We start from the raw sequence: 24938 nt of genomic DNA, 5'->3' as shown, positions 1-24938 counted from the left end.
GCCCCGCCCGCCGTAATTCAGATCACCACCGGGCCCCCGCCGACGACCCCGGCCGCGCGCTGCCGGGGTCGTCCGCCGATCAGTCGGCGGGATTGAGCGTGGGCTCGGCCGGTGGACCGCCGAACCGGCGGCGCAGCGAGGTCATGGTCAGCGTGAGAGCCAGCACCACCAGCAGCGCGGAGACCGCGATCAGGATGACCGCGGTGCGCTGCACCGAGGTCAACCCGCCGTCTCCGGTCGCGGCACCGGCGGGGAGTACGCCCTGCGAGCCGGTCGGCGCGGGCGGCGAGACCACCGGCGTGGCCAGGGCGGCAGCGGCGGTGATCCGGAAGCTCATCTGCACCCGACGGGTCGGGCCGCTGCGTGGATCGAGTTGACCGATCACGGCACCGGACAACGGCGCTTCCCGCTGGGCCTGCGGCGTCGCCTCCACCGGCAGTTGCACCTCGGCGGTCGCCCCCGCCAGCACCAGGCCGGCGTCGCAGCGGGTACGCGTCGGGTCGACGGCAACGCAGCCGGGCGGTGGGGTCGGCACGGTCACCCCGGCCGGTAGGACGACCTCGACCCGGCCGGCGGCGTCCACCGTGCCGGTGTTGCCCAGCCGGAGGGTGAGGGTGCTGGGGCTGCCGCTGATGTCGAAGGCCACCTCGTCGGCGGCGAGCGCGATCCCGGGCACCGGCGGGCCAGGTGGGATGAGCACCGCGAAGCCCTGGTCGTCGGTCGCCTCCCCGGCCACTGCCGGCGCGTCCGCGACGACCTGGACGGAGCCGCTGAGCGGCATCTGCTTCCACGCCGTGCCAGCGACCCGCAGGCGCAGCACGGTGCTGAACCGGACGCCAGCCCCGGCGGTCCAGGCCCCACAGCGGTACGCGCCACCACCGGCGGCGGCGCAGCCCTTCGTGCCGGCGTCGGTCAGCCCGGCGGGCAGCGTGTACGAGAGTCGGATCCGTTGCGCGGTGGTACCTGTGTTGTGCACCGTGACCTGCAGGGTGGCGGCCGTGCTCGCCGCGTTCCAGTACGCCTCGGTGAGGGTGACGTCGCCGGTGGTGACCTGCACGCCCAGCGGGTTCTGCGGCGGCGGCACCGAACCCTGCGCGGGCGGGCGGACCGGCGGAGCCGGGGGTGTCGGCGGGGCCGGTGGGACCGGCGGCGCCGTCGGTGGCACCGGGGGCGTCGGGCTGGGCGGTCGGGTGGTGCCGCCCGGCGCGGGCGCGTTGGTGGTCGGCGCCGGCGGGATCTCCGGGGCGGTGGTCACCGGCGCCGGTGGCGTCGTCTCCGGTGGCGGGGCGGTGGTCTCCGGGGCCGGGTCGGTCGGCACCGGTTCGCCGCCCGGGGCCTCGGTCGGGGTGGGCTCCTCCGCCGGCGTGGTCGGTGGCCCTCCGTCTCCCGGCTCGTTGACCGGTTCGGCCGAGGTCACGACCGGGTCCGCGTCCGGTGCGGCCGCGCTGGCCCAGGCCGGTCCCACGGCGAGCGCCGCGAGCAGGCCGAGCACGAGCGCGGTCGCCAGCAGGGGCGTGGAACGCCGCCCCTCCGCCCGGTTACCGGGCGATGCCTTCACGCGGGCCATCTGTCCTCCGGTGACATGGGTGGGTGTCCAATATTCGGTAACAGTTGCCCCAGTGCACTAGTCCCATCTGGAAACAAATCCGTAACGTGTTTGGGACGGCCCGTTCGGGCGGACGGTAGGCTGCCGACTGTGACCGGATACCTGGGCTCGTACGCGACGCTCGGGCTCCTGCTGCTCGCCAGCGTTCTCTTCTTCGTTACGGCGTTCTCGGCCAACCGGGTGTTACGCCCGGCGCGTCCGGCCGACCCGGCGGGCAAGCGGGCCAGCTACGAGTGCGGGCTCGACCCGGTCGGCGGCGACTGGGCGCAGATGCAGATCCGCTACTACGTGTACGCCTACCTGTACGTGCTGTTCGCGGTCGAGGCGGTGTTCCTCTTCCCCTGGGCGGTGGTCTTCGACCGGCCGGGCTTCGGTCTGGTGACGGTGGTGGAGATGGCGGTGTTCGTGGCGGTGCTCGCGCTCGGCATCCTCTACGCCTGGCGCAGGAACATCCTCCGCTGGACCTGAGCGCCGCGGCCTCCGGCGATCGTGTCGGTCCGTCCGGCCGTTCGCGGTCGCCCACGGCGACAACCGGTCAGGCCAGCCCGCGGCGGGTCGCCGTGGGCGGGCGGTCGCCTCGGATCGAGGCAACCATGTCCAGCACCCGGCGGGTCGGGCCGACCTGGTGGGCCCGGAATACCCGGGCGCCCAACCAGGCCGAGACCGCCGTCGCGGCGAGCGTCCCCTCCAGCCGTTCGGCCACCGGCAGGCCCAACGTCTCGCCGATGAAGTCCTTGTTGGAGAGCGCCACCAGCACCGGCCAGCCGCTCCCGGTCAGCTCGTCCAGTCGGCGGGTGATCTCCAGCGAGTGCCGGGTGTTCTTGCCGAAGTCGTGCGCCGGGTCGATGAGGATGCCGTCGGGGCGTACCCCTGCCGCCACCGCGCGCTCGGCGAGCCCGGTCACCGTCGCGACCACGTCGGCGACCACGTCGGTGAAGGCGGCGCGGTGCGGCCTGGTCCGCGGCGTCAGGCCGCCGGCGTGCGAACAGACCAGGCCGGCGCCGGTCTGCGCGGCCACCCGGACCAACGTCGGGTCGGCGCCCGACCAGGTGTCGTTGAGGAGGTCGGCGCCGGCCGCCACGGCCTCCGTCGCCACCTCGGCACGCCAGGTGTCGATCGAGATCACCACCTCCGGGAACGCGGCCCGGACGGCGGCGATGGTGTCCACCGTGCGCCGGATCTCCTCGGCGACGCCCACGTCCGCACCGGGCCCGGCCTTGACCCCGCCGATGTCGATGATGGCCGCGCCCTCGTCCACCGCCCGCTCCACAGCCCGCAGAGCGTTGTCGGCGGCGTAGGTCGCCCCCCGATCGAAGAACGAGTCCGGCGTGCGGTTGATGATCGCCATCACCACCAGCTCGCCGGGGGCGAACGTGCGCCCACCCAGCCGAAGCGCCCCGGCCATGCCCGCCTCCTGGAAGTTCGCGCCGTCGCCGCCGCGTCGGCCGGTCCCGACGCTAGTCGGTCGTCCGTCCGCAATTCCGGGCGGGCGTCGGCGCCGATCGTGATCGGGGCGGGTGGCGGGGTCGCTCCCGGCCGGCTGCCATGCCACGATCAGTACATGGGTCAGCTTCTGCTCCTCCTGGTCGTGGCGTTGACCGTCGCGGCGGTGATATTCGGCGTGACGGTGCTGGTCAGCGGCCGTGATCCCGGCCTGGTGCCAGCCGAGCCGGATTCGCAGGCCGTGGCGTTGCCGGGCACCCGCCCGTTACGCGAATCCGATGTGGGGGCGGTCCGTTTCGACACCGGGTTGCGCGGGTACCGGATGGACCAGGTCGATCAGGCGATGCGCCGTGCCGCCTACGACATCGGTTACAAGTCCGAGCTGATCGGCGTACTGGAGTCGGAGGTCATCGCCTTGCGTGAGGGGCGCACCGACGACGCGGACGTGCTGCGCCAGGCCCGCGAGCAGTCCGCCAGCAAGGCGACGACCGCGGAAGCGGCGGAGCCGGGCGAGGCAGCAGAGCCGGGTACGGCGGTCGAGCCGGGCAAAGACGCGCCGCTGACCGGCGAGGCGGGTTCGGCCCCGGTCGGCTCGACGACCCCCGGCTCGTTGCCCGCCGCCACCTCGTCCCCGGCGGATTCCGATGGTGTGGCGCCTGCCGCCACCCCCGCCGACGACGAGTCGGCCGATCGTGCGCGGCCCGCCGACGGCACCGAGCAGCGCGACGCGGTGGTTCGGTCGGAGTCGGCGTGACCGATTCGGAGGGCGCCGACGATCTTCGGGAGGCGGCCCGACCCGGTGCCGGTGAGGTGACCGCCACGGTGATCGTCGACGCCCCGGCGGAGCGGGTCTTCGCCGCGTTGCTCGCCTGGGAACGTCAGTCCGACTGGATTCCGTTCACCCGGGTCCGCGTGGTCGAGGGCGACGGGCGCGAGGGCAGCCGGATCGAGGCGGTGACCGCGCTCGGCCGGGCGACGCTGCGCGACGAGATGCGGGTGGTCCGGGTCGACGAGCCGTACGAGATCGGTGTGGTGCACTACGGCCAACTGCTGCGCGGCCCGGGGGTGCTGCGCTGCACCCAACTGGGTCGGGACCGCACCCAGGTCGTCTGGCACGAGTGGTTCCACCTGCCGGGCGGTCGGGCCGGTCGACTGGCGTGGCCGGTGCTCTGGCCCGGCTCCAAGCTCGGCCTCACCCAGGCGCTGAAGAGGTTTGCCCGTCTGGTCGAGCAGGGCCGGCTGCCCTGACTGTGCGGCCCGGTGCGCCGCGTCATCACGGCCGCCGGTGGCGATGGGGTGTCGGACGGATGCCCTAGCGTGTACGAGGTGACTGACCTGGTGATCGGTGCCGATGGGCTGCCTCGCTGCGCCTGGGGGTCGAGCACCCCCGACTACGCCATCTACCACGACACCGAGTGGGGGCGGCCGCTGCGCGGCGACGACGCGCTCTACGAGCGGATGACGTTGGAGGCGTTCCAGTCCGGGTTGTCCTGGCTGACCATCCTGCGCAAGCGTCCGGCGTTCCGGCTGGCCTTCGACGAGTTCCACCTCCCGACCGTCGCCCGCTACGACGACGCCGACGTGACCCGGTTGCTCGCCGACGCCGGCATCGTCCGCAACCGAGCCAAGATCGAGGCGGCGATCGCCAACGCCCGCGCCGCACTGGATCTGCCGGAGGGCCTGTCCGCGCTGCTCTGGTCCTTCGCCCCGGAGCCCCGGCCGGCTCGCCCCGCCTCGTTCGCCGAGCTCCCGCCGATCACCCCGGAGTCGACGGCGATGGCCAAGGCACTCAAGAAGCGCGGCTTCCGGTTCGTCGGCCCGACCACCGCGTACGCGCTGATGCAGGCCACCGGAATGGTCGACGATCACATCGTCGGCTGTCACGTCACCCTCCCACCGGCGGCGTGATGAGATGGCAGGCATGACGACCGAGACCGCGCACCGGGCCGGTGCGGCCGGCAACGCCGACGGGGCGGGCACCTGGGCGGTGCTGCTGCCCGCCGAGCGTTACGAGGCCGAGCGGCTCGTGCACCACGACACGCTGGAGCTGACCGCGCTGACCGACGTCGCCCGGCCGGGGCCGGGAGACCAGGTGGCCGTGCTGGTCGACGGGCCGCCACGGCTGGTGGCCCTCGGCCGGGTCACCGCGCCGGGTCGACGCCACCGCGAAGACCCGGACGACCCGCAGTCCCCGGTCGAGCCGGGGACGCTCGTCGTCGCGTACACCCGACGGGCCTTCGACGAGCCGGTGCCGGCCGACCTGCTGACGCTCGACGGGCCGGTCACCGCACTGGAGCCGGCGGCCTTCCGGGCGTTGGCCGACCGGCTCGGCCCGCCCCCGGCGCGGCGCACCTGGCTGGTCAGCCTCGACCTGCCGATCGAGGCCGGCACGCCCGCCGAGGCGGTTCGGCTGTTCTGGTCCTACGTGCAGGAGTTGGGGCCGCGTGAGCTGCCCGCCTTCGTGTCGCCGGCCGGTGACGAGCTGGCCATGCAGGCGTTCGTGCTGGGCGAGCAGGCCAACCAGGACCCGGAAGAGGACGACTAAAAAAGTTTCTCCACTCGTCCCCGCCAGTCGGCGAGGACCGGCCCCGGGTCGGTGTCCAGCACCCGCTCCAGCAGCGTGGCGTAGACATCCCGGAAGTCGGTGGTGTATTTCAGGTCGCCGTCGTCGAGGTCGGTGAGGCTCGGTGGTGCGCCGTGCCAGCCACCACGGACGCCCGCGCCGAGCAGCAGCACGTCCGAGGCGGTGCCGTGGTCGGTGCCGTCCGAGGCGTTGGCCCGTACCCGACGGCCGAACTCGGAGTAGACCGCCACCACCACCTTCCGGCCGGCCTCGGTGCGACTCATCCGGTCGGCGAACCCGGTCAACGCCCGGTCCAACTGCCCCAGCAGGACGGCCTGCAACTGCTTCTCGTCGGCGTGCGTGTCGAAGCCGCCCAGCGACACCGAGAAGACCCTGGTGGACACTCCCGCCTCGACACACTGCGCGACCAGGTCGAGCTGTGCGTCCAGCGGTGTGCGTGCCCCGCCGGTGGCTGTCGCGGGGGCCTGCTCGCCGTCCGGGTCCGCCGTGTCCGGGTCGGCGGAGTCGCGTACCTGGCGGATCATCTCGTCCACCGACCGCAGGTCGGCGAAACAGGCGGCGGCGCGACCCCGGGCCGGCGACTCGCCCGCCTCCGCGGCGGAGAACGCGGTGAGCGTCTCCGCGGGAAGCCCCTTGGCGGCCTTCCGGTCGGTCACCGGCACAGCGGCGCCGGCGCTTCGGGCCCCGGCCAGCAGCGGCGGCAGCGCCGGCTCGAAGGAGACCGCCAGCCGGGGGTCACCACCGGCTCCGTCCAGCCACCGCCCGAGCCAGCCCGTGTTGCCGGGCCGGTCCGGTTGCGCGGTGTGCCAGATGTCCATCGACCGGAAGTGGCTGCGGTCCGGCTTCGGGTAGCCGACCCCCCGCACGATCGCCAGCCCACCGCCGGACCAGCGCTGGTGCAGGCCGGCCAGCGCCGGGTTGAGGCCGAAGTCGTCGTCCAACCGCCGCACCTCCCCGTCCGGGTACGCCAGCTCGGGGCGCGCCGCCCGGTAGGCCGGGTCGCCGTACGGAATGACAGTGTTGAGGCCGTCATTGCCGCCGTAGAGGGTCACCAGCACCAGCGTGCGGGACTGCGGGTCCCGGTCCCCGGTGGTGTCCAGCAGGTCCCGCAGGCTGTACGCGCCGGCCCCGGCGGCCAGCGCGCCCGCGCCGACCACCCCGCTGGTCAGCAGGAACCTGCGTCGGGTCAGGCTGTCCATGTCGACTCCTCCGCTCAGCTGACTGTGTATTCGGGGCTGACCAGGCCGGCGGCCAGCAGCTTGCGGGGCTCACCGGCCAGCGGGGTGAGGGCGGCGCGGGTGCGCGGCCCCCAGCCGTCGACCACAAGCAGTCGGGCCAGCGCGTCCGGTCGGCCGGCGCTGGGCGCGGCGGTCAGCCGGGCCAGCGCCGCTGGTGCCGTGGCGGCGGCGAGCACCCCGGCCGTCCGTAGTCGGGCCTGCAACGACGAGGTGGTCAGCCAGGCGGCCCCGGCCGGCCAGCCGCCCACACTGGGTGGACGCAGCGGCACCTGGTCCAGCGCGTTCAGGCCGGCCAGCAGTTGTTTGCGTTGCTGCTCGGGCAGAGCGGACGGTCGGATGCCGAGTTGCCGTAGCGCACCGACCAGCCACTCCACCGGCTGCTTCACAAGCGTGCCCCGGGTCTGCGCGAAGGCCGGTGCGGAGAAGATCGCGCGCAGGGTCGCGATGGTGTTCGCGCCGGCCAGACCGCCCGGGGGCGGGGCGTCGGAGCCGGCGTAGCGGGACCAGAGCCGCCCGGCCACGAAGGTCGCCGCCGCCGGTTGGGCGGCCAGCAGACCGGCGTACGCCTCGGCGTCGAACCGGCCGCTCTGCCCGAGGATGCTCTTCTCGCCGGGGTCGTGCCGCCGGGCCTCGATCCGGGCCGCACCGGTGCGCCGGTCGACCACCCAGCCGGTCAGGGCCCGCGCGCCGGCCTTCACGTCGGCCTCGCTGTACGCGCCGATGCCGAGGGTGAACAGCTCCATCAACTCGCGGGCCAGATTCTCGTTCGGTGCCTTGCGGGTGTTCTTCTGCCCGTCCAGCCAGACGATCAGGGCGGGGTCGCGCACCATCGCCGCGACCAGTGGGCCCAGCGGCCCACGGCCGTGCCGGCGCAGGGTCTCCAACTGGCCCAGCATCAGCCGCGCCGACTTGACCTTCTGCGCGCTGGTGGCCCAGTGCCCGTGCCAGAAGAAGAGCAACTTCTCGGTCAGCCCGTCCTCGGCGGCCACCATCCGGTCCAGCCACCACTCGGTGACCTGCTGGAGTTGCTTGCGGCGCTCCGCGTTGGCCTGCTGCCGCAGCTCGCGGCTGGAGTCCTTGGTCAGCTCGGCGTACGGGTCGGGGGCAAGCGCCGGGAGCGGCGTGGCCGCCGCGCCCCGGTCCGCGCCGGACCGGGTGAGCACCCGGTCCAGGGTCGCCGCCGGCCCGGCCCGCTCGGCCGCGTCCACCTCGTCGGCGGTCGGCCCGAAGGTGGCCCGGCGCAGCAGGTGCGCCACCGCTTCACGATCGCTCATACCGGCCGACGCTAGGCGTCCCCTGTTCGAGGACGGTAAGGGCGACGTCCGGATCGCGTTCAGCGTCCCTCGAAGACCGGTTTCTGCTTGCCGACGAAGGCGAGGGTGGCCGCTCGGTGGTCGGCGGTGGCGCCGCAGATGGACTGGGCCTGCGCCTCGGCGGCGAGGGCGTCGGCGAGGGTGCCGGCGTCGGCGATGGAGAGCTGCCGCTTGATCGCCCCGTACGCGACGGTCGGGCCGGCGGCGAGGCGGGCGGCCAGTTCCTGGGCGACGGGCAACACCTGCTCGTCGTCGTCCGTCAACCGGTTGAGCAGGCCCAACCGGCAGGCCTCCTCGGCGCGGACCGGCTCGGCCAGCATCAGCAACTCCACAGCCTTGGCGTGGCCGACCAGTCGGGGCAACGTCCAGGAGGCGCCGGTGTCGGCGGCGAGACCGACCTTGGCGAAGGCCATCAGGAAGCTGGTGGTCGGACCGCCGATGCGGATGTCGGCGAGGAACGCCAGCGACGCGCCCGCCCCGGCGGCCATCCCACGGACCGCGGCGATCACCGGCTTGGGCAGGTTGGCGAGCCGGGCGGCGATCGGGTTGTAGTGCGCCCGCACGGTGCCCAGCGGGTCACTGGACGAGTTTTCCAGCGTCGACACGTGCTCGCGCAGGTCCTGACCGGCGCTGAACGACCCGCCGGCCCCGGCCAGGACGACCGCGCGGCAGGACCTGTCGGTCTCCAACTCGGCCAGGGCGTCCCGCAGCGCCTCCTTGAGCGCCACGTCGAGCGCGTTCATCGCGTTCGGCCGGTTCAGAGTGAGGGTGACGACGGCATCGGTCCGGTCGACCAGCAGCGGCTCGGTCACGTGTCTAACGACCCTTCTGTCGGACGATGCGGTTGCCGGCGTCGAGGCACTGTTCGACGTACCGGTCGGCGGCCGGGCGCAGGCGAGCCGCGTGCCGGTCGAAGAAACTGGCCGCGGCGGTGCCGGGCCACCGCTCGGGCAGCAGCGCCGGGGGCAGCTGCGGGTCCTGGAAGAGGAAGGTACGCCACGCGTGCACGAGGCGGAACCGCGTCGCGTACGCCTCCTCGTCGCTGCTGCGCACGGTGACCGCGGCGAGCAGCGGGCGCTGGTCCGCGACGAACCGCTCGTAGGCGCGGCCGATCTCGGCCAGGTTCCAGGCTCGTCGGACCACGCCCATCGCGCCGGGGGTGCCGGAGAAGTGTGACGCGGTGAACCGTTCGAACCGGATGCCGGTCTCGGCGAGGAGCAGGTCGACGTCCTCCGCGGGGCGGGTGGCGACCCAGGTCTGCTCGTCGAGCGTCCCGTAACCGAGGAAGCTCAGGTTGGCGGCGAGCCGCTGGCGGTCCCGCCGGGAGCCCGGAGCCTCCAACACCAGCAGATCGAACCGGCCGTCCCAGGTGACCCGGCCGGTCCGGTAGATCCGGGCCGCTGCCTCGTCGAGTCGGCGGGCAGCTTTCGGTGTGATCGAATATCCCGGTCCGGAGACCAACCGGAGGGGCTCGAGCCAGCCCTGACGCACCATCCGGGAGACGGCGGTGCGAACTGCTGGCGGTGCGATTCCCAGCGGCGCCAGTAGCTTGACCAGGGCAGCAACCGGTGCCCGGCCACCCCTCGGACGGAGGTGGTCGCCGTACAGGTCGAAGAGTGCCGACCGTGCCTGCATGACCGCACATTGTGACAGGCCTTCTCAAGATAAGCTAGATGCTGTTACATCAATGCTGCTCCGGTTTGGGTCCGGCGGTGTTCATCAGGGAAAATCGTTGGTCGACACCCCCGTGACCGTTGCGGGTGGTCGTGACGAAGTGGCTGTGGGGCAACCCACCGACCCTGGTGTAGGTCTGAGGGGAGACAACATGGCGGCGATGAAGCCGCGGACGGGCGACGGTCCGCTGGAAGTCACCAAGGAGGGGCGGGGCATCGTCATGCGGGTCCCGCTGGAGGGCGGTGGCCGGCTCGTCGTCGAGATGACTCCCGACGAGGCCAACGCGCTCGGTGATGCACTGAAGGCAGCGGCCGGCTGAGTGAGGAGTGCTCCGGGCGGCTCACGCCGCCCGGAACGTTCTTTGGGCCCTGAGCCACCGGAATCGCCGGTGGCTCAGGGTCTTCAATGCTGCGGGCAGGTGGGTTCGCCTCCGGTCCGCGACACTTTCCTGGAGGTACGGTTCCGCGTGCTCGACATCCGTCTGATCGCCGAGCCTGACCGGCTCGACGCCCTCGTCCTGCCCGTCCGGCCCGCCGAATCGACGGCGGAGGGTGACACCTCGGCCGAGCCGATGCCGACAGCCGTGGCGGCCCCGGACGGCACGGCCGACGAGGCCGTCGCGCTGGTGTCGGCGGCCCGACTGACGGGCCGAACCGGCGAGATCCACACCCAGCTGCGCCCCGGGGGTACCCCCGGCCGGCTGCAGCTGCTCGGCATCGGTGACGGGGACGAGGCGGCCTGGCGGACGGCCGGGGCGGCCCTGGCCCGCTCCAACGCAGCTGAGACGCATATCACCATCGCGCTGCCGGCCGAGGTGACCTCGGCCGCGATTCGCGGGTTGACCGAGGGGCTGCTGCTCGCCCCGTACCGCTTCCGACTCACCGAGGCCGGCGACCGGCCGACGCTCAGCGGCGTCGACCTGCTGCTCGCCGACCCGACCGCGTACGAGGACACCGTCGCCACGGCCCGGACCACTGCCGCGATGACCCATCTCGCCCGGGACCTGACCAACACCCCCTCCTCGGTGAAGACCCCGCAGTGGTTCGCCGACCAGGTGGCCTCCGCCGCGGCCGACCTTCCGGACCTGCGGCTGCGGGTCCGTGGCCCAGCCGAACTCGCCGCCGAGGGCTTCGGCGGGATCCTCGCCGTGGGCGGTGGCTCCGCCAGCGGACCCCGGCTCGTCGAACTGGACTGGCACCCCGCCAACGCGCGCACCCACGTGGTGCTGGTCGGCAAGGGCATCACCTTCGACACCGGCGGCATCTCGATCAAGCCGGTGGCGGCGATGAAGCTGATGCGCAAGGACATGGCCGGCGCGGCCGCGGTCGTCGCCGCCACCCTGGGCGCCGCCGCGCTGCGGCTGCCGGTCCGGATCACCACGTTGGCCCCGCTCGCCGAGAACATGGTCAGCGGCTCGGCGTTCCGCCCCGGCGACGTCATCCGGCACTACGGCGGCACGACCAGCGAGACGACCAACTCCGACGCCGAGGGTCGACTGGTCCTCGCCGACGCGTTGGCGTACGCGGTGCAGCAGCTCGAACCAGACCTGCTTCTCGACCTGGCCACGCTCACCGGCGCGAACTCGGTGGCGCTGGGCAAGCGCACCGCCGCCCTGTACAGCGAGAACGACGAGTTGGCCGCCGGCGTGCTGGCGGCCGCCGAATCGGCCGGCGAGTCGGCGTGGCGGATGCCGCTGCACACCGACTACGTCGAGTACCTCGGCAGCGAGATCGCCGACCTCTACAGCGCACCGACGCAGGGTGCCGGGTCGGTGCTGGCCGCGCTCTACCTGCGCGAGTTCACCGGCGAACTACGAGACCGCTGGCTGCACCTGGACATGTCGGCCCCGTCCTGGGCCGACGGCGACCAGGCCGAGGTCAGCCGCGGCGCCACCGGCTGGGGCGTCCGGTCACTGCTGCGCTGGCTGGCCGACGTTCACTGAGGTCCGGTCAGCACTTCACCGCGGCGAGCAGCCCATGCCCGACCGGAAGCAGCGCGGGGATCCAGTGCTCCGACTCCCGGACCGCCTTGATCGTCTCGCGAACCGTCACCGTCTCCGCGTCCCGGGCGGACGGGTCGCCGATCCGGCCACTGGCCAGCACGCCGTTGAGCGCCAGCACGCCACCCGGGCGTAACAGCCGCAGCGCCGCCTCCACGCAGGCATGGAAGCCGGTCGCCTCCGCGTCCACGAAGACCAGGTCGTACGCACCGTCGGCGAGCCGGGGCAGCACGTCGAGCGCCCGGCCGGTGATGATCCGGGTGCGCCCGGCCGCGAAACCCGCTTCGGCGAAGATCCGCCGGGCGATCCGCTGGTGCTCCACCTCCAGGTCGATGGTGGTGAGCACGCCGTCGGCGCGCATGCCGCGCAGCAGCCAGACCCCGCTCACCCCGGTGCCGGTGCCGATCTCCACCACCGCACGGGCATTGCCGGCGGCGGCGAGCAGCCGCAGCGCCGCTCCCGCGCCGGGGGTGACCGCGTCGAGGCCCACCTCCCGGGCCAGGCTGCGGGCGGTACGCAGAACGAGGTCCTCGGTGACGTACGACTCGGCGAACTGCTGAGCCTGCGTCGTCGAACTGCCGGAACCGGCGACCGTGGCGATGGGGCACCTCCGGGGGCGGTGCGTGGTGCGGGGGCGGGTTGGCACTGTGAGCGTAGAGGCGACCGTCGCGGGGCGCAGCCGCGCCTCCACCGGAAGCGATCACCGGGGCAACCGCTGACTGCACCGCGTACATCCGTGCAATCCTGGAGGCGGTATCCCGTCAGCCGCGACCAGACCGGCCCGTGGCCGGGCGACGCGGCGCGGGATCCGGGGACGGACTGGGAGGCACCGACGTGACCGACGGCTGGGACTGGCGCCGGGGCGGTGAGACTCCGGCTCCGGCGCGACCGCCCGGGGTAGGAGCCCCGTCGGTGGGGCCGCCGACCATGCCGGGGGCTGACCACACGCCCCTCGCCCCGCCAGGCGGCGGGCCGGCACCTGGTTGGCCGGCGTCTCCCGGTGGGATGGCGCCTCCGGTCGGGCCGGCGTCTCCCGGTGGGATGGCACCTGGTTGGCCGGGACCGGCCGCGGGCGGGTCCAACTCGGCCGACGCGTCGCCCTGGTGGTCGGACGCGCTCGCCGACCCCTGGCGCGACCCGTCGGCGCCGACCGCGGTGGTGGTGCCCGGGGTGGTGGCCCCCGGCACCGAGCCCGAGCCGGTCACCGATCCCGATGCGCCGGGCAGGCCGACACTGCGCCACCTGTTGCTCATCCCGGTGATCACCGCGCTCCTGGCCGGCACCCTCGGTGGTGCGCTGGGCTACGCGTTCGCGGTACGCGGCGGGGCTGGCGCGGCCGTCCTCGGTGGTGCGCCCGCGGAGGTGCCGGCACTGGCGCAGCGCAAACCGGAGTCGCTGGCCGGGGTCGCCGAGCGAGTCCTACCCAGCGTTGTCACCGTGCGGGTGAGCAGCCTCGGCGGGACCAGTGAGGGCTCCGGGTTCATCGCCACCGCCGACGGCCATGTGATCACCAATGACCATGTGGTGGCCGGTGGCACCGGCAAGGCCTCGGTGGTCTTCAACGACGGCAGCACCGCGCCGGCGACAATCGTCGGGCAGGACGCGGAGTCGGACATCGCCGTGATCAAGGTGAGTCGTCCCGGGCTACGGCCGGTGGAGTTCGGTGACTCCGACGCGCTGGCGGTCGGCGACCCCGTGCTCGCCATCGGCTCGCCGTTGTCGCTGGCCAACACGGTCACCGCCGGCATCGTGAGTGCCCTGGACCGGACGATGCAGGCCGGCGAGCCGGGCGGTCCGGTGCGCTACTACGCCGCCATTCAGACCGACGCCGCGGTCAACCACGGCAACTCGGGCGGCCCGCTTGTCGACGGCGCCGGCCGGGTGGTAGGGGTGAACTCCACAATCAAGTCACTCGTCACCGAGGGGCAGGAAGCGGGCAACATCGGGCTCGCCTTCGCCATCCCGATCAACCAGGCCAAGCGGGTGACCCAGGACATCATCGGCACCGGCAAGGCCCGGCGTACGGTGATCGGCGCCCGAGCCGACGGCCCGACCGGGGTTGTCGGGGGTGGCCTGCGGCTGGCCGAGGTGGAGCCGTCCGGCCCCGCGGACGGCGCAGGGCTGAAGGTCGGCGACGTGATCCTCAAGATCAATGGGCGGCCGATGACCGAGCCAACGGACCTGACCGCGTTGGTCCGCAAGTACGCGCCGGGCTCGGTCGTGACCGTCGAGTATCGGCGGGGCACCACCCGGCAGAACACCTCGGTAACTCTCGCCGCGGACGCGAAGTGAACAGCGGCGCACCCCTTGCCCGAAAGCAGTCCAGCGTGCGTAGTCTTGCTGCTGACGCCGAGAGGAGGCCCGCAGGATGCTCGACAACCTGAACTGGTGGGAGATCGGTGCGCTGCTGCTCCTGGCGCTGCTGATCTTCGGCGACCGGCTCCCCGCCGTGATCACCGACGGCCTGCGGTTGGTGCGCAACCTGCGCAACATGGCCCGCAACGCCACCGGTGACCTGAGCCGCGAGCTGGGCACCGACATCCAGCTGGAAGACCTGCACCCGAAGGCGTTCATCCGCAAGCACCTCCTCAGCGAGGAGGACGAGGCGGCGATCCGCAAGCCGTTGCAGGGCGTCTACGACAACCTGCGCGCGGACGTCAGCGGCGTGCACAACGACCTGAAGGACGTGGCCAACGCCGCCGACCTGCGGTCGAACGAGGCCCGCTCCGGCACGGCCACCAGCAGCCCCTCGGCGCCAGCCCCTCGCGTCAGCTACGACGACGCCACCTGACCAACCCCGTACTCCGCGCCTTGGCCCGGCCCGTACCCGCCTCGGCCGTACGACGACTCAGCCCGCCGGCCAACGGTGGCCGACGGGCTGAGGGGTGTTCGTGGTGGTCAGCGGCCGGCGGGCTTGAGGCCGAGGGGCTTGCCCAGCAGTGACTCGCGGCGCAGGGCGAGCCGGTCGGCGATCGTGCCGAGTGCCTGCGCGGCCGGGGATGCCGGCTCGGCCAGCACGATCGGGTTGCCGGCGTCGCCGGCCTCGCGGACCCGGGTGTCCAGTGGGATCTGACCGAGCAGCGGCACCTGCGCACCGATGGTCCGGCTCAGCGACTCGGCGACGGCAGTGCCACCGCCGGAGCCGAAGATCTCCATCCGGGAGCCGTCCGGCAGCTCCAGCCAGGACATGTTCTCGATGACGCCGACCACCCGCTGGTGGGTCTGCAGGGCGATCGCGCCGGCCCGCTCCGCCACCTCGGCGGCGGCGGTCTGCGGGGTGGTGACGATCAGGATCTCCGAGTTGGGCAGCAGTTGGGCCAGCGAGATGGCCACGTCACCCGTGCCCGGCGGCAGGTCGAGCAGGAGCACGTCCAGGTCGCCCCAGTAGACGTCGGCCAGGAACTGCTGCAACGCCCGGTGCAGCATGGGGCCACGCCACACCACTGCGGCGTTGCCGGAGGTGAACATGCCGATGGAGATCACCTTCACGCCGTGCGCCTGCGGCGGCATGATCATGTCTTCGACGCGGGTGGGCCGGGCCTCCGTGCCGAGCATCCGCGGCACCGAGTGGCCGTAGATGTCCGCGTCGACCACCCCGACGGAGAGCCCACGGGCCGCGAGCGCCGCCGCCAGGTTGACAGTCACGCTGGACTTGCCGACGCCGCCCTTGCCGCTGGCCACCGCGTACACGCGGGTGCGTGAACCGGGCTGGGCGAACGGGATGACGGGCTCCTCGGTGGCGCCGCCGCCGCGCAGCTGCGACTGCAACCCCTGCCGCTGCTCGGGGGTCATCACACCGAAGTCGATCTCCACGCCGGTGACGCCGGGTACCGCGGCGACGGCGGCGGTGATGTCGTTACGCAGCTTGTCCTTCAGCGGGCAGCCGGCGACGGTGAGCAGCAGCTCGACGCGTACGACGCCGCTGGCACCGATCGTGGCGGAGCGGACCATGCCCAGCTCGGTGATGGGCCGGCGGATCTCCGGGTCGTTGACGGTGGCCAGGGCGGCCTGGATCGCGTCCTCGACGGTGCTCACGGGTGCTGACATGCCCGCAATGCTACGTCGCGGGGCATCCGCTGCCGCCGCTGCCCGGGGCGGTGTGAGCCAATCGATGACCAGTTGGTCAGCCCTCCGACCGGCGCGGGCCGGTGCCGTCCGGCCGGGCGCCCCGGGTGAAGTCGCCGTCCAGGTCGTCACGGGGTTCGTCGAGGCCGACACCGTCGGTCGGCCGCTGGCCACGTCGCTCCTGCCGGCTGTCCTTCTCCTGCTGGCGGCGCTCCAGTCGCTGCCGGCGTTGCCCCATCTCGTCCAGTTCCTCGGCCAGCCGGGCCAGCTCGGAGCGGAGGAAGTCGCGGGTGGCGACCTCACCCAGCGCGATCCGCAGGGCCGCGATCTCCCGCGCCAGGTACTCGGTGTCCGCCTTCTGCGCGGTGGCTCGCCGCCGGTCCTCCTCGAGGGCCACCCGGTCCCGGTCGGCCTGCCGGTTCTGGGCCAGCAGGATCAGCGGGGCCGCGTAGCTGGCCTGCAGGGACAGGATCAGGGTCAGGAACGTGAAGGTGTACGGGTCGAAGCGCAGGTTCGCCGGGGCCAGGGTGTTCCAGCCGAACCAGATCGCGATCACCACCGTCATGACGACGAGGAAGTTCGCGGTGCCCATGCCCCGGGCGATGCCCTCCGACCACCGACCGAACGCCTCCGCGTCGAACCGGGGCAGCTTGATGCCCCGGGGCTCGCGCGGCTGGTCGAGCCGCTCCGCCCGCCGCTGCTCAGCCATCCGCGCCGTCCAGCGCCACGTCCGCGGTGCCCGGGGCGACCAGGGCGTCACGGTCTCGCCAGTCCCGGGGCAGCGAGTGGTCCAGCACGTCGTCCACTGTCACGGCGCCAACCAGCCGGTTGTTGCGGTCGATCACCGGCATGGCGACCAGGTCGTAGGTGGCCATCCGGCGGGTGATCTCCGGCAGCGGCGTGGTGGGGCGCAGCGGGTCGATGTCGTTGACCACCACCTTGCCCAGCAGGTCGGCCGGTGGTTCGCGCAGCAGCGCCTGGAAGTGCACCATGCCCAGGTAGCGGCCCGTCGGCGTGTTCTGCGGTGCCCGGGTCACGAAGACCTGCGCGGCGACGGCGGGGGAGAGCTGGGGCTCCCGGATCCGGGCCAGCGCCTCGGCGACGGTGGCGTCCGGCGGCAGGATGACCGGCTCCGAGGTCATCACACTGCCCGCCGTGCCGGGGGTGTACTTCAGTAGCTGACGTACCGGGTCGGCCTCGTCCGGCTCCATCAGGTCCAGCAGCACGTCCTGCTCGGGCGGGGGCAGCTCGTTGAGCAGGTCCGCGGCGTCGTCCGGGTCCATCTCCTCCAGGATGTCGGCGGCCCGCTCCCGGTCCAGGGCGGCGAGGATCTCCACCTGGTCGTGCTCCGGCAGCTCGCTGAGCACGTCGGCCAGTCGCTCGTCGTCCAGCGCGGCCGCGACCTCGTTGCGCCGCGCGTCGGGCAGATCCTGCAACGCGTTGGCCAGGTCGGCGGGGCGCATGTCCTCCAGGACGGCGAGCAGGTTCGCCGTACCCCGGTTGTCGGCGATGCCGCTGAGCCCGCGCACCCGGTCCCACTCGACCTGGTGCAGGTGGCCGCGGCGGCTGAGCCGACCGGTCTGCTCGCGTACGGCGACACGGGTCAGCGACCACTCGCCGCCCCGGGTGCACTCCATCGCGACGTCCACGACCGCGCCGGGTTGGCCGCCCGGGTCGAGTTGCACACGCCGGTCGAGCAGTTCCTGGAGCACCAGCAGCTCGTTCTGGCGTTTCTCGAACCGGCGCAGGTTGAGGGTGCCGGAGCCGAGCACGACGGCGTCCGCGTCGATGGAGGTGATCCGGTTGATGGACAGGAAGATCCGACGGCGCATCGGCATCTCGGCGACGAGGCCCACCACCTCGGGCGGACGCTTGGTCGCCCGGAGCCGTGCCACGGCGTCACGAACCCGGCCCACCTGGTCGCCGTTCGGGTCGAAGACGGCGACTCCGGCGAGACGGGCGATGTAGACCCGGTTCGGCGTGCTCACGGGCACCAGCCTAAGCGCCTAGGGTTTATCAACATGTCGACCTTGGCCTACGAGATCGTGGACGTCTTCACCGACCGCCCCTTCGCCGGCAACCCGCTGGCGGTGGTGTTCGGCGCGGAGGCGCTGGCCACCGAGCAGATGCAGGCGCTCGCGCTGGAGTTCAACCTCTCCGAGACGGTGTTCGTGCTGCCGCCGACCCAGGTCGGCATCACCTACCGGGCCCGGATCTTCACACCGGTGGAGGAGTTGCCGTTCGCGGGGCACCCCAGCGTCGGCGCGGCGGTCACCGCGTGCCGGCGGGGCATGTTCGGTGTGGGGCAGGTCACCCAGGAGTGCGGGGCCGGTGTGCTGCCGATCGAGGTGACCGCGTCCGGGGCGACGCTGACCGGGGGCGCCCCGACCCTCGGGCCGGAGTTGGACCCGGAGCCGTTGCTGGAGATTGCCGGGCTGGTAGCCGACGACCACATCGGGCCCGCCCCACGTGTCGCCGGCTGCGGGCTGGAGTTCCCGTACCTGCCGGTGCGGCCGGAGTCGGTGGCCCGCGCCCGGGTGAACCCGGCGGTGGCGCAGCGGTACGGGGTGTCGCACGTCAGCGTCTTCTCCTGGGACGCGGCCGCGCAAACCGCGCATGCCCGGGTCTTCGTGCCGGGGATCGGCGTTCCGGAGGACCCGGCGACCGGTTCGGCGGCGCTCGGCCTCGGTGTCTGGCTGGTGGCGAGTGGCCTGCTGCCCGGCGAGGGGCGGTCGGAGTACGCGGTCCGTCAGGGTGTGGAGATGAACCGTCCGTCCGCGTTGGCCTGCACTGTCACCGCGGCGGACGGGGTGGCGGTCGGCGCGACGGTCGCCGGTCAGGTGATGCCGGTGGCCCGGGGCGAGATCGCCGTGCCGCCGTTCGTGGGCTGAGCGGAGGCACCGATGCGGGAGGATGCGGGTGTGACGGACGAGGAAGCCCTCGGGGGCACCCCACTGGTCGACGAGGCGATGAAGAAGGCCGCCGTGGCCTGGATCAGCGTTGCCGGCGGGCCGGCGCTCGCGCTCTGGTGCGCCCCACTGGAGGGCGCGCTCCTGGTGGTGAGCGGGCCGGGCGAGCAGGCCGCACCGGGTCTGGCCGACGCCACCGAGGCCCAGGTCACCCTGCGCGGCGACCACGGCGGTCGGATCGTCACCTGGCCGGCGCGGGTGAGCCGGTTGCAGCCGGGCACCGAGGCGTGGGACATCACCGCGCCGCTGGTGGCGGCGAAGCGGCTCAACGCGCCCGGTCCGACAGCCGACCTGGTGGCCCGGTGGGCCGCCGACGGATGCGCGGTGAACCGGCTCGCTCCGGCCGGTACGCCGCTGGCCGGAGCGGAGTTGCCGGCCGACGCGCAGGCCGAGCCGCCCCGGGCGACTCCGGCGGTCCGGGCCACCCGCAAACCGTTCCGCCTGCACCGGGTCCGCCGCCGCTGATCAACTGATCAGCCCGCCCGGCCGCCGACGCCCGCGACCGCCGCGTCCGCGTCGACGAGGGCGAGCACCTCGCCCAGGGTGCCGAGTGTGAGGCCGCGCCAGTCCCGGTCGGCGTTGAACACCAGGTGCGTGGCCAGATCCGGTGCGGCGAGCCGGACGGCGGTCATCCCGGCCCGCTCGGCGCCGGTCAACTCCTGGCTGCCGCCGTCACCGACGTAGAGGCAGTCGCCGGGGGCGAGCCCGAGCCGCTGGCAGGCGGTCAGGTAGAGCGCCGGGTCCGGCTTGCACCGCCCGACCTGCACCGAGAAGACCCGTACGTCGAGCAGCGGGGCGATCGCGAGCTGCGGCAGGAAGGCCGGCAGTTCGTGCGTACAGTCGCTGATCACGCCGGTGCGTAGGCCGCGCTGGCGCAGGGCCGCCAGCACCGGCACCGCGTCGGCCCGCAGCCAGGTGTCGGCGCGGACCGCCCGGTGCCGGGAGGCCACGGCCGCCCGCACCGCCTGGTCACTGGGGTGTACGCCGGCCTGGGCGCACACCCAGCGCAGGGTCGCCTCCGCGTTGCCGAGAAGGCCGGTGGCCCGCTCGTAGTAGGTACGATCCAGCACCTCGGTCAACGTGTCGGTGTGGCACCCGAGCAGTTCGGCGGTGCCGAGGTGGGCGACGCCGCGCTGCACCGAACGGGTCAGGGTGCCGAAAAAGTCGAACAGCACCGCCTGGTAGCTGGGCATGGGGGAACGCCTCCGGGCGGTCGAGGGTCGCCGGCGCGGAACCGCGTGATCGTAACGGAGCGATGACCCTCCGTGCTGACCGTCATACGTGTGAGGATTACGTCCCGTGCCCCCACCTTTACCTCGGCCGACAGTGGATCCGCTGACCACCGGCGCGGTCGGGCTGGCCGTGGTCGCCGTGTCGTCGTCCGCGCCGCTGATCGCGTACGCGGCCGCCCCCGCGCTGGCCATCGCGTTCTGGCGCAACCTGCTCGCGGTGGCCGTACTGAGCCCCTTCGCGCTGGTTCGACGTCGCGCCGAGTTCCGCACGCTGACAGTGGGTGCGGGCCGGCGGGAGGGGCTGTTCTGCGCTCTGTCCGGGGTCGCGTTGGCCGGGCACTTCGCGACCTGGGTGCCGAGCGCCCAGCTCACCTCGGTCGCCACCTCCACCGCACTGGTCGCCACCCAGCCGGTCTGGCAGGGGCTGATCGCCCGCGCCCAGGGGCGTCCGCTGCCCCGGCTGGTGTGGATCGGCATCGCGGTGGCGGTCGGCGGCGCGGCGGTCGCCACTGGGGTGGACGTGGGAGTCTCCGGCCGGGCCGTCCTCGGCGACGTCCTGGCGTTGACCGGCGGCGTGTTCGCCGCCGTCTACACCGCGTTCGGGGAACGGGCGCGGACCAGCATCAGCACCACCACCTACACCACCATCTGCTACGGGATCTGCGCACTGATCCTGCTGGCCCTGTGCCTGGCCGGTGGCGTACGGCTGACCGGGTTCGACGGGCGTAGCTGGCTGGCCATCCTGGCCCTGGTGGCCGGCGCCCAACTGCTCGGGCACTCGATGTTCAACTACGCACTGCGGAAGATCCCGGCGACGACTGTGAGCGTGCTGATCCTGCTGGAGGCGCCGGGCGCGGCACTGCTTGGCTGGGCCTGGCTGGGTCAACTGCCCCGCCCGTACGCGCTGCTCGGAATGGCGTTGCTGCTGGCCGGCGTGGCGGTGGTGGTGCTCGGCGGCCGGCGGAGCGAACCCACCGCCCTGCCGGCCGACCCGACCCCGCTGGCCGACTGACGAACGTCACAGGTACGCCGCGAAGTGCTCGGCCACCAGGTCGGTCAGCTGTTCGCCGTCGAGGCTCCCGTCCACCTCGACGACCCGTACGCCAAGCGCTTCGGCCTGCGCCACCGCATCCACCGCCACCAGTTCGTCCCGCTTCCACCGGTTGCGGTTGGCCCGCTCTGGGTCGCTGACCCCCGCTAGGGCGTTGCTGGCCCGAGGCAGTCGGGTGAGCTGGTGGGCGCGAAACTCGGCGGTGGGCACCAGGACAACCATCTGCCGTACCGACTCGACGACCGGTGCCACCAGCTCCGGCCGCAGCCCCCAGCCCTCTGCCACCAGCCTCCGGCCGGGCACCAGCGCGCTCAGGTCGTCCAGCACCCAGGCGAAGCGCCTGGCAAAGCCGGCCAGCGTCTCGGCTGCCATCCGGGTTGGATCGGTGCGGACCCAGACAGCGTCCGGGTCAGGGCTTGCCGGTGACTCTCCCCGCCGGACTTGGTCGGCGATGCGCCGATCGTCGTGGCCGCGGGCATCGTGTCGGTCGTAGAGGTAAGCGGTAAGCCCGTGTCGAAGGGCCAGGTTGACGGCGACCGTGGACTTGCCGGCCCATTGCCCACCGCCGATCCAGAGGGCCCGGCGTGCGGTGGCCGTCGCATCGAACTCCATGCCTCGACCCTGACCGCCGGATGCGCCAAGATCAAGTCTTGTTCTCGCCCGCCGCCCCGTGATGAAGTGAGGGAAGACGCAGGTTTGCACCTCTGCGGGTGCGTGCTGCTGAAGCAATCTTGGACAGTTTCCGTTAGCAGCTAACGGAAACTGTCCAAGATTGCCGGAAAATCCGTGGCTCGTCCCGGTCGGAGCTCCGGCGCCGCCCGCCGGGCGATTGCCGCCGCTGAGGGTCAGGCTTCGTGCACCTCGATGACCCGGGTCGTCGGAGCGGCTTCGCCGAGGGCGGTTCGCAGGGCCGCCCGGTCCGCATCGGCGAGGAACGACTCGTACCCGGCCCGGTCGTCGAACCGGATCATGTGCACCTCGGCCCGCCCGTCGGTGCCGTGCAGTCGCCGTTCCAGGTGGCCGCCGTGCCGGCCGAGCAGGGCCAGCACGGAGTCCTCGTAACGCTGCCCGGCGGCCTCGGCCCCGGCGGCGAACTCGACGATCGCGACAAGTGTCAGCACGCCGGTCACGTCAGTCATCGAGACCGACGGCCTTGGCGCTCGCCGCCCACAGTCGGGCGGCGAGTTGCGGATCGGCCGCCTTCCGAAGGGGCCGACGCGGCCGACGATCCACGTAGTAACCCCCGTTGATCAGCCGGGAGTGCTCCTGGTTGGCCAGCCACACAAGCGTCTCCGCGCCCTTCTCCGGGCTGCGGAAGGGCATGAAACGCATGCCGAACGCGACGAGCCTGCTGTCGTTGGCGAACCGGGTGCGGACCACCCCCGGGTGGAAGCTGTACGCGAACATGCCCGGCCAACGCCGGGCGGCCTCGGCGGTGAACAGGATGTTCGCCTGTTTGCTTGTGCCGTACGCGCCCATCGGCCGGTAGTCACGCAGGGGCTTGTTCAGGTCGTCCGAGTCGAGTGCGCCGAAGCGGTGCGCGCCGGAGGCGGTCACCACGAGCCGGTCCACCCGGTCGGCGAGCAGGTTGGTGAGCAGGAACGGGGCCAGGTGGTTGGCCTGGATCGACATCTCGAAGCCGTCGACTGTGACAAGTGGTTGCAGCGCGATCGCGCCGGCGTTGTTGGCGAGCACGTCGATCCGGTCGTACGCGGCCCGAAGCTGCTCGGCCAGTCGGCGTACGTCGTCGAGGATCGCGAAGTCGGCCCGGAACAGCTCCGGACGCTCACCGGAGTTCTCCCGTACCCGCTCGGCGGCGGCCTGGAGGCGGGCCGGGTCCCGCCCGACCAGTACCACCTGGTCGCCACGGCAGGCCAGGTGCACGGCGGCGGCCAGTCCGATGCCGGAGCTGGCCCCGGTCACCACCACCAGTCGGCGCCCAGTGAGATCTTCCACAGGTCCATTCACCCCGGTCATGGCGCGAGGTTACCGTGGCGTCACAACGCCCTTTGGGATCGTTAAGGTCTCGGATCTGTCGTCAGGTGGCGTCGGCATGCCCGCCGGACGCTGGAAGGAGCGCATCCATGGCCGCAGTCGGTCGCCCCCGCAGGTCCTGCCTCGCCGTGCCGGGTTCCAGCGTGAAGATGCTCGGCAAGGCTCAGGGGCTCGCGGCCGACCAGGTCTTCCTCGACCTGGAGGACGCCGTCGCCCCACTGGCCAAGCCGGACGCGCGCAAGAACATCGTGGCCGCCCTCAACGAGGGTGACTGGGCCGGCAAGACCCGGGTGGTCCGGGTCAACGACCTGACCACCCCGTGGACCTACCGGGACGTCATTGAGGTCGTCGAGGGCGCCGGTGCCAACCTGGACTGCATCATGCTGCCGAAGGTGCAGACCGCCGCCCAGGTGCAGTGGCTGGACCTGACGCTCACCCAGATCGAGAAGACGATCGGCCTGGAGGTCGGTCGGATCGGCATCGAGGCGCAGATCGAGAACGCCGCAGGTCTGGTCAACGTGGACGCGATCGCCGCCGCCTCCCCGCGCGTGGAGACCATCATCTTCGGCCCGGCCGATTTCATGGCGTCGATCAACATGAAGTCGATGGTGGTCGGCGGCCTGATCCCGGACTACCCGGGCGACCCGTACCACTACATCCTGATGCGGATCCTGATGGCCGCGCGGATGCACGACAAGCAGGCCATCGACGGCCCTTTCCTGCAGATCCGCGACGTCGACGCCTTCCGCGAGGTGGCCAAGCGTTCGGCCGCGCTGGGCTTCGACGGCAAGTGGGTGCTGCACCCGGGCCAGATCGACGCCGCCAACGAGGTCTACCAGCCGGCGCAGGCCGACTACGACCACGCCGAGTTGATCCTCGACGCGTACGAGCACTACACCTCGGAGGCCGGCGGCCGGCTCGGCGCCGTGATGCTCGGCGACGAGATGATCGACGAGGCGTCCCGCAAGATGGCGCTCGTGGTCGCCGCCAAGGGCCGGGCGGCCGGGATGAGCCGTACCTCGTCGTTCACCCCACCGGAGCAGTGACCGGCCGGGCCGGGACGACAGCCGCCGGCTGTCGATCCGGCTCGACAATCGGCGGTACGCCGGCCCGCCCGCCGGTCAGTAGCTGCTGCTGCTGTTGTCGCTCGTCGCGATCGCGTAGATGATCGCGGCGGCGTAGCCGGCGATCACCAGCACCAGGAACCCGGTGAGGATCCAGCCGACGATGATGGCGGCCTTCGCCATCCCCGCGCCGCCCTCGCCGCTGAGCCGGATCTGTTTCTGCGCGACATGCCCGAGGATCGCGCCGATCGGCGCGGTGATGCAGGACGTGAAACCGATCAGGGCCAGCACGAACGCCGCGATCGCCAGCCCGTTGGTCTTCGGCGGCTGCGGGTAGCCGTAGCCGGGGTACTGCGGCGGGTAACCGGCCGGGGCGTAACCGGCCGGGGCGTAACCGGCCGGGGCGTAACCGGGCATTGGCTGGGTCGCTGGCTGCTTCGCGCCGGCGTAAGGGTCGACCGGGGCGTACGGGTCCGGGGCGTATGGGGTCGGGGCGTACGGGTCGGGCGCGTACGGGTCGACCGGGCCAGGTTGCGGGGGCACCGGCTGACCGGCCACAAGGGTCGGGTCCGGTGCGGGGCTCGACGGCTGGGCCGACCACGTGGGATCGGTCCAGTTGCCGGGCGGCGGGGGATTGGTCATGCGAACTCTCCGTCAGGTCGGGGTGCGGAGACAGGGTAGCCAGCGCCGCCCAAACCCGACGCC

The 24938-nt window shown here is 72.7% G+C and carries 28 protein-coding genes; 13 read left to right on the top strand and 15 right to left on the bottom strand.

The window, feature by feature from the left end:
* Positions 1-79: 79 nt before the first annotated feature.
* Positions 80-1567 carry a hypothetical protein gene (locus IW248_RS21910; RefSeq protein WP_196928476.1) on the bottom strand — a complete coding sequence of 496 codons (1488 nt, stop codon included), beginning with the start codon at positions 1565-1567 and terminating at the stop codon, positions 80-82.
* Between the two features lie 129 nt (positions 1568-1696).
* Between IW248_RS21910 and ndhC the strand changes: the two genes are divergently transcribed.
* Positions 1697-2074: an NADH-quinone oxidoreductase subunit A gene (ndhC, locus tag IW248_RS21905; protein WP_124820007.1), complete on the top strand. Its 378-nt coding sequence runs from the start codon at positions 1697-1699 to the stop codon at positions 2072-2074.
* Positions 2075-2141: 67 nt separating this feature from the next.
* Here the strand turns inward: ndhC and folP are convergent, their stop codons facing one another.
* Entirely contained in the window at positions 2142-3011 is an 870-nt protein-coding gene (folP, locus tag IW248_RS21900) for a dihydropteroate synthase (protein WP_196928475.1), read from the bottom strand.
* A gap of 156 nt (positions 3012-3167) precedes the next feature.
* Here folP and IW248_RS21895 point away from each other — a divergent pair, with 156 nt between their 5' ends.
* The 4 genes from IW248_RS21895 (at position 3168) to IW248_RS21880 (ending at position 5594) form a co-directional block, all read left to right on the top strand.
* Positions 3168-3803, top strand: coding sequence for a DivIVA domain-containing protein (locus IW248_RS21895; RefSeq protein ID WP_196928474.1), 636 nt, complete (start codon positions 3168-3170; stop codon positions 3801-3803).
* Positions 3800-4297: an SRPBCC family protein gene (locus IW248_RS21890; RefSeq protein WP_196928473.1), complete on the top strand. Its 498-nt coding sequence runs from the start codon at positions 3800-3802 to the stop codon at positions 4295-4297. Before IW248_RS21895 ends, IW248_RS21890 begins: the two co-directional genes overlap by 4 nt.
* 78 nt (positions 4298-4375) lie before the next feature.
* Complete coding sequence (locus tag IW248_RS21885) at positions 4376-4957, top strand: DNA-3-methyladenine glycosylase I (protein ID WP_196928472.1); 582 nt, start codon at positions 4376-4378, stop codon at positions 4955-4957.
* A gap of 13 nt (positions 4958-4970) precedes the next feature.
* On the top strand, positions 4971-5594 hold the full coding sequence (locus IW248_RS21880) for a hypothetical protein (protein ID WP_196928471.1): 624 nt from the start codon (positions 4971-4973) through the stop codon (positions 5592-5594).
* On the opposite strand, the gene IW248_RS21875 is transcribed toward IW248_RS21880, so the two are convergent.
* The 4 genes from IW248_RS21875 to IW248_RS21860 are packed head-to-tail and all read right to left on the bottom strand — an operon-like array spanning position 5591 to position 9819.
* Positions 5591-6832, bottom strand: coding sequence for a DUF1501 domain-containing protein (locus IW248_RS21875; RefSeq protein ID WP_196928470.1), 1242 nt, complete (start codon positions 6830-6832; stop codon positions 5591-5593). The two genes, IW248_RS21880 and IW248_RS21875, sit on opposite strands and share 4 nt — an antisense overlap.
* Before the next feature lie 14 nt (positions 6833-6846).
* Positions 6847-8145: a DUF1800 domain-containing protein gene (locus IW248_RS21870; RefSeq protein WP_196928469.1), complete on the bottom strand. Its 1299-nt coding sequence runs from the start codon at positions 8143-8145 to the stop codon at positions 6847-6849.
* A gap of 59 nt (positions 8146-8204) precedes the next feature.
* Positions 8205-8996: an enoyl-CoA hydratase-related protein gene (locus IW248_RS21865; RefSeq protein ID WP_124819997.1), complete on the bottom strand. Its 792-nt coding sequence runs from the start codon at positions 8994-8996 to the stop codon at positions 8205-8207.
* 4 nt (positions 8997-9000) lie between these two features.
* Entirely contained in the window at positions 9001-9819 is an 819-nt protein-coding gene (locus IW248_RS21860) for a PaaX family transcriptional regulator (RefSeq protein ID WP_091394799.1), read from the bottom strand.
* 190 nt (positions 9820-10009) lie between these two features.
* Between IW248_RS21860 and IW248_RS21855 the strand changes: the two genes are divergently transcribed.
* Both IW248_RS21855 and IW248_RS21850 read left to right on the top strand, forming a co-directional pair.
* Complete coding sequence (locus tag IW248_RS21855) at positions 10010-10177, top strand: DUF3117 domain-containing protein (RefSeq protein WP_007455245.1); 168 nt, start codon at positions 10010-10012, stop codon at positions 10175-10177.
* Between the two features lie 147 nt (positions 10178-10324).
* Positions 10325-11800 carry a leucyl aminopeptidase family protein gene (locus tag IW248_RS21850; protein WP_196930307.1) on the top strand — a complete coding sequence of 492 codons (1476 nt, stop codon included), beginning with the start codon at positions 10325-10327 and terminating at the stop codon, positions 11798-11800.
* 7 nt (positions 11801-11807) lie between these two features.
* On the opposite strand, the gene IW248_RS21845 is transcribed toward IW248_RS21850, so the two are convergent.
* Positions 11808-12377 (bottom strand): O-methyltransferase, encoded by a 570-nt coding sequence (locus IW248_RS21845; RefSeq protein WP_124820012.1) that lies wholly within the window; start codon positions 12375-12377, stop codon positions 11808-11810.
* 299 nt (positions 12378-12676) lie between these two features.
* On the opposite strand from IW248_RS21845, the gene IW248_RS21840 reads away from it, so the two are divergent.
* Positions 12677-14149: a S1C family serine protease gene (locus IW248_RS21840; protein ID WP_372432764.1), complete on the top strand. Its 1473-nt coding sequence runs from the start codon at positions 12677-12679 to the stop codon at positions 14147-14149.
* Positions 14150-14225: 76 nt separating this feature from the next.
* Positions 14226-14648 carry a twin-arginine translocase TatA/TatE family subunit gene (locus IW248_RS21835; RefSeq protein WP_196928467.1) on the top strand — a complete coding sequence of 141 codons (423 nt, stop codon included), beginning with the start codon at positions 14226-14228 and terminating at the stop codon, positions 14646-14648.
* A gap of 107 nt (positions 14649-14755) precedes the next feature.
* Here the strand turns inward: IW248_RS21835 and IW248_RS21830 are convergent, their stop codons facing one another.
* From IW248_RS21830 to IW248_RS21820, 3 genes are all read right to left on the bottom strand, one after another.
* Positions 14756-15904, bottom strand: coding sequence for an Mrp/NBP35 family ATP-binding protein (locus tag IW248_RS21830; RefSeq protein ID WP_124819995.1), 1149 nt, complete (start codon positions 15902-15904; stop codon positions 14756-14758).
* Between the two features lie 76 nt (positions 15905-15980).
* Positions 15981-16631 (bottom strand): DUF1003 domain-containing protein, encoded by a 651-nt coding sequence (locus IW248_RS21825; protein WP_124819994.1) that lies wholly within the window; start codon positions 16629-16631, stop codon positions 15981-15983.
* Positions 16624-17910, bottom strand: a complete 1287-nt coding sequence (locus IW248_RS21820; RefSeq protein ID WP_124819993.1) for a magnesium transporter MgtE N-terminal domain-containing protein — start codon at positions 17908-17910, stop codon at positions 16624-16626. Before IW248_RS21820 ends, IW248_RS21825 begins: the two co-directional genes overlap by 8 nt.
* Before the next feature lie 33 nt (positions 17911-17943).
* On the opposite strand from IW248_RS21820, the gene IW248_RS21815 reads away from it, so the two are divergent.
* Both IW248_RS21815 and IW248_RS21810 read left to right on the top strand, forming a co-directional pair.
* Positions 17944-18813: a PhzF family phenazine biosynthesis protein gene (locus IW248_RS21815; protein ID WP_196928466.1), complete on the top strand. Its 870-nt coding sequence runs from the start codon at positions 17944-17946 to the stop codon at positions 18811-18813.
* A 12-nt stretch (positions 18814-18825) separates the two neighbouring features.
* Entirely contained in the window at positions 18826-19356 is a 531-nt protein-coding gene (locus IW248_RS21810) for a hypothetical protein (RefSeq protein WP_196928465.1), read from the top strand.
* Between the two features lie 8 nt (positions 19357-19364).
* Here the strand turns inward: IW248_RS21810 and IW248_RS21805 are convergent, their stop codons facing one another.
* Positions 19365-20084, bottom strand: coding sequence for an HAD family hydrolase (locus IW248_RS21805; RefSeq protein ID WP_196928464.1), 720 nt, complete (start codon positions 20082-20084; stop codon positions 19365-19367).
* 106 nt (positions 20085-20190) lie between these two features.
* Between IW248_RS21805 and IW248_RS21800 the strand changes: the two genes are divergently transcribed.
* The gene (locus IW248_RS21800; RefSeq protein ID WP_196928463.1) at positions 20191-21135 is read left to right on the top strand and encodes a DMT family transporter; all 945 of its coding nucleotides are present in this window, start codon (positions 20191-20193) and stop codon (positions 21133-21135) included.
* Positions 21136-21141: 6 nt separating this feature from the next.
* On the opposite strand, the gene IW248_RS21795 is transcribed toward IW248_RS21800, so the two are convergent.
* From IW248_RS21795 to IW248_RS21785, 3 genes are all read right to left on the bottom strand, one after another.
* The gene (locus IW248_RS21795; protein WP_196928462.1) at positions 21142-21786 is read right to left on the bottom strand and encodes a hypothetical protein; all 645 of its coding nucleotides are present in this window, start codon (positions 21784-21786) and stop codon (positions 21142-21144) included.
* A gap of 233 nt (positions 21787-22019) precedes the next feature.
* On the bottom strand, positions 22020-22313 hold the full coding sequence (locus tag IW248_RS21790) for a hypothetical protein (protein WP_196928461.1): 294 nt from the start codon (positions 22311-22313) through the stop codon (positions 22020-22022).
* A complete protein-coding gene (locus tag IW248_RS21785) occupies positions 22306-23130 on the bottom strand; it encodes an SDR family NAD(P)-dependent oxidoreductase (protein WP_196930306.1) in 825 nt (274 codons plus the stop codon). Before IW248_RS21785 ends, IW248_RS21790 begins: the two co-directional genes overlap by 8 nt.
* A gap of 128 nt (positions 23131-23258) precedes the next feature.
* On the opposite strand from IW248_RS21785, the gene IW248_RS21780 reads away from it, so the two are divergent.
* Positions 23259-24215 (top strand): HpcH/HpaI aldolase/citrate lyase family protein, encoded by a 957-nt coding sequence (locus tag IW248_RS21780; RefSeq protein ID WP_124819986.1) that lies wholly within the window; start codon positions 23259-23261, stop codon positions 24213-24215.
* Between the two features lie 75 nt (positions 24216-24290).
* Here IW248_RS21780 and IW248_RS21775 read toward each other — a convergent pair whose 3' ends face one another.
* Positions 24291-24875, bottom strand: a complete 585-nt coding sequence (locus tag IW248_RS21775; protein ID WP_196928460.1) for a DUF4190 domain-containing protein — start codon at positions 24873-24875, stop codon at positions 24291-24293.
* Positions 24876-24938: the final 63 nt, after the last annotated feature.

Origin of the sequence: Micromonospora ureilytica, assembly GCF_015751765.1 — a bacterium.
Lineage (GTDB): Bacteria > Actinomycetota > Actinomycetes > Mycobacteriales > Micromonosporaceae > Micromonospora > Micromonospora ureilytica.
Note: the sequence above shows the minus strand (reverse complement) of the source record. Positions and strands in the feature narration are given on the sequence as shown.

Excerpts from the sequence above, each read along its gene's own strand:
- IW248_RS21910 (WP_196928476.1), bottom strand. The coding sequence starts at position 1,567 with ATGGCCCGCGTGAAGGCATCGCCCGGTAACCGGGCGGAGGGGCGGCGT.
- IW248_RS21860 (WP_091394799.1), bottom strand. The coding sequence starts at position 9,819 with ATGCAGGCACGGTCGGCACTCTTCGACCTGTACGGCGACCACCTCCGT.
- IW248_RS21810 (WP_196928465.1), top strand. The coding sequence starts at position 18,826 with ATGCGGGAGGATGCGGGTGTGACGGACGAGGAAGCCCTCGGGGGCACC.
- IW248_RS21895 (WP_196928474.1), top strand. The coding sequence starts at position 3,168 with ATGGGTCAGCTTCTGCTCCTCCTGGTCGTGGCGTTGACCGTCGCGGCG.
- IW248_RS21815 (WP_196928466.1), top strand. The coding sequence starts at position 17,944 with ATGTCGACCTTGGCCTACGAGATCGTGGACGTCTTCACCGACCGCCCC.
- IW248_RS21825 (WP_124819994.1), bottom strand. The coding sequence starts at position 16,631 with ATGGCTGAGCAGCGGCGGGCGGAGCGGCTCGACCAGCCGCGCGAGCCC.
- IW248_RS21795 (WP_196928462.1), bottom strand. The coding sequence starts at position 21,786 with ATGGAGTTCGATGCGACGGCCACCGCACGCCGGGCCCTCTGGATCGGC.
- IW248_RS21875 (WP_196928470.1), bottom strand. The coding sequence starts at position 6,832 with ATGGACAGCCTGACCCGACGCAGGTTCCTGCTGACCAGCGGGGTGGTC.
- IW248_RS21835 (WP_196928467.1), top strand. The coding sequence starts at position 14,226 with ATGCTCGACAACCTGAACTGGTGGGAGATCGGTGCGCTGCTGCTCCTG.
- IW248_RS21870 (WP_196928469.1), bottom strand. The coding sequence starts at position 8,145 with ATGAGCGATCGTGAAGCGGTGGCGCACCTGCTGCGCCGGGCCACCTTC.
- IW248_RS21780 (WP_124819986.1), top strand. The coding sequence starts at position 23,259 with ATGGCCGCAGTCGGTCGCCCCCGCAGGTCCTGCCTCGCCGTGCCGGGT.
- IW248_RS21790 (WP_196928461.1), bottom strand. The coding sequence starts at position 22,313 with ATGACTGACGTGACCGGCGTGCTGACACTTGTCGCGATCGTCGAGTTC.
- IW248_RS21805 (WP_196928464.1), bottom strand. The coding sequence starts at position 20,084 with ATGCCCAGCTACCAGGCGGTGCTGTTCGACTTTTTCGGCACCCTGACC.
- IW248_RS21880 (WP_196928471.1), top strand. The coding sequence starts at position 4,971 with ATGACGACCGAGACCGCGCACCGGGCCGGTGCGGCCGGCAACGCCGAC.
- IW248_RS21830 (WP_124819995.1), bottom strand. The coding sequence starts at position 15,904 with ATGTCAGCACCCGTGAGCACCGTCGAGGACGCGATCCAGGCCGCCCTG.
- folP (WP_196928475.1), bottom strand. The coding sequence starts at position 3,011 with ATGGCCGGGGCGCTTCGGCTGGGTGGGCGCACGTTCGCCCCCGGCGAG.
- IW248_RS21775 (WP_196928460.1), bottom strand. The coding sequence starts at position 24,875 with ATGACCAATCCCCCGCCGCCCGGCAACTGGACCGATCCCACGTGGTCG.
- IW248_RS21855 (WP_007455245.1), top strand. The coding sequence starts at position 10,010 with ATGGCGGCGATGAAGCCGCGGACGGGCGACGGTCCGCTGGAAGTCACC.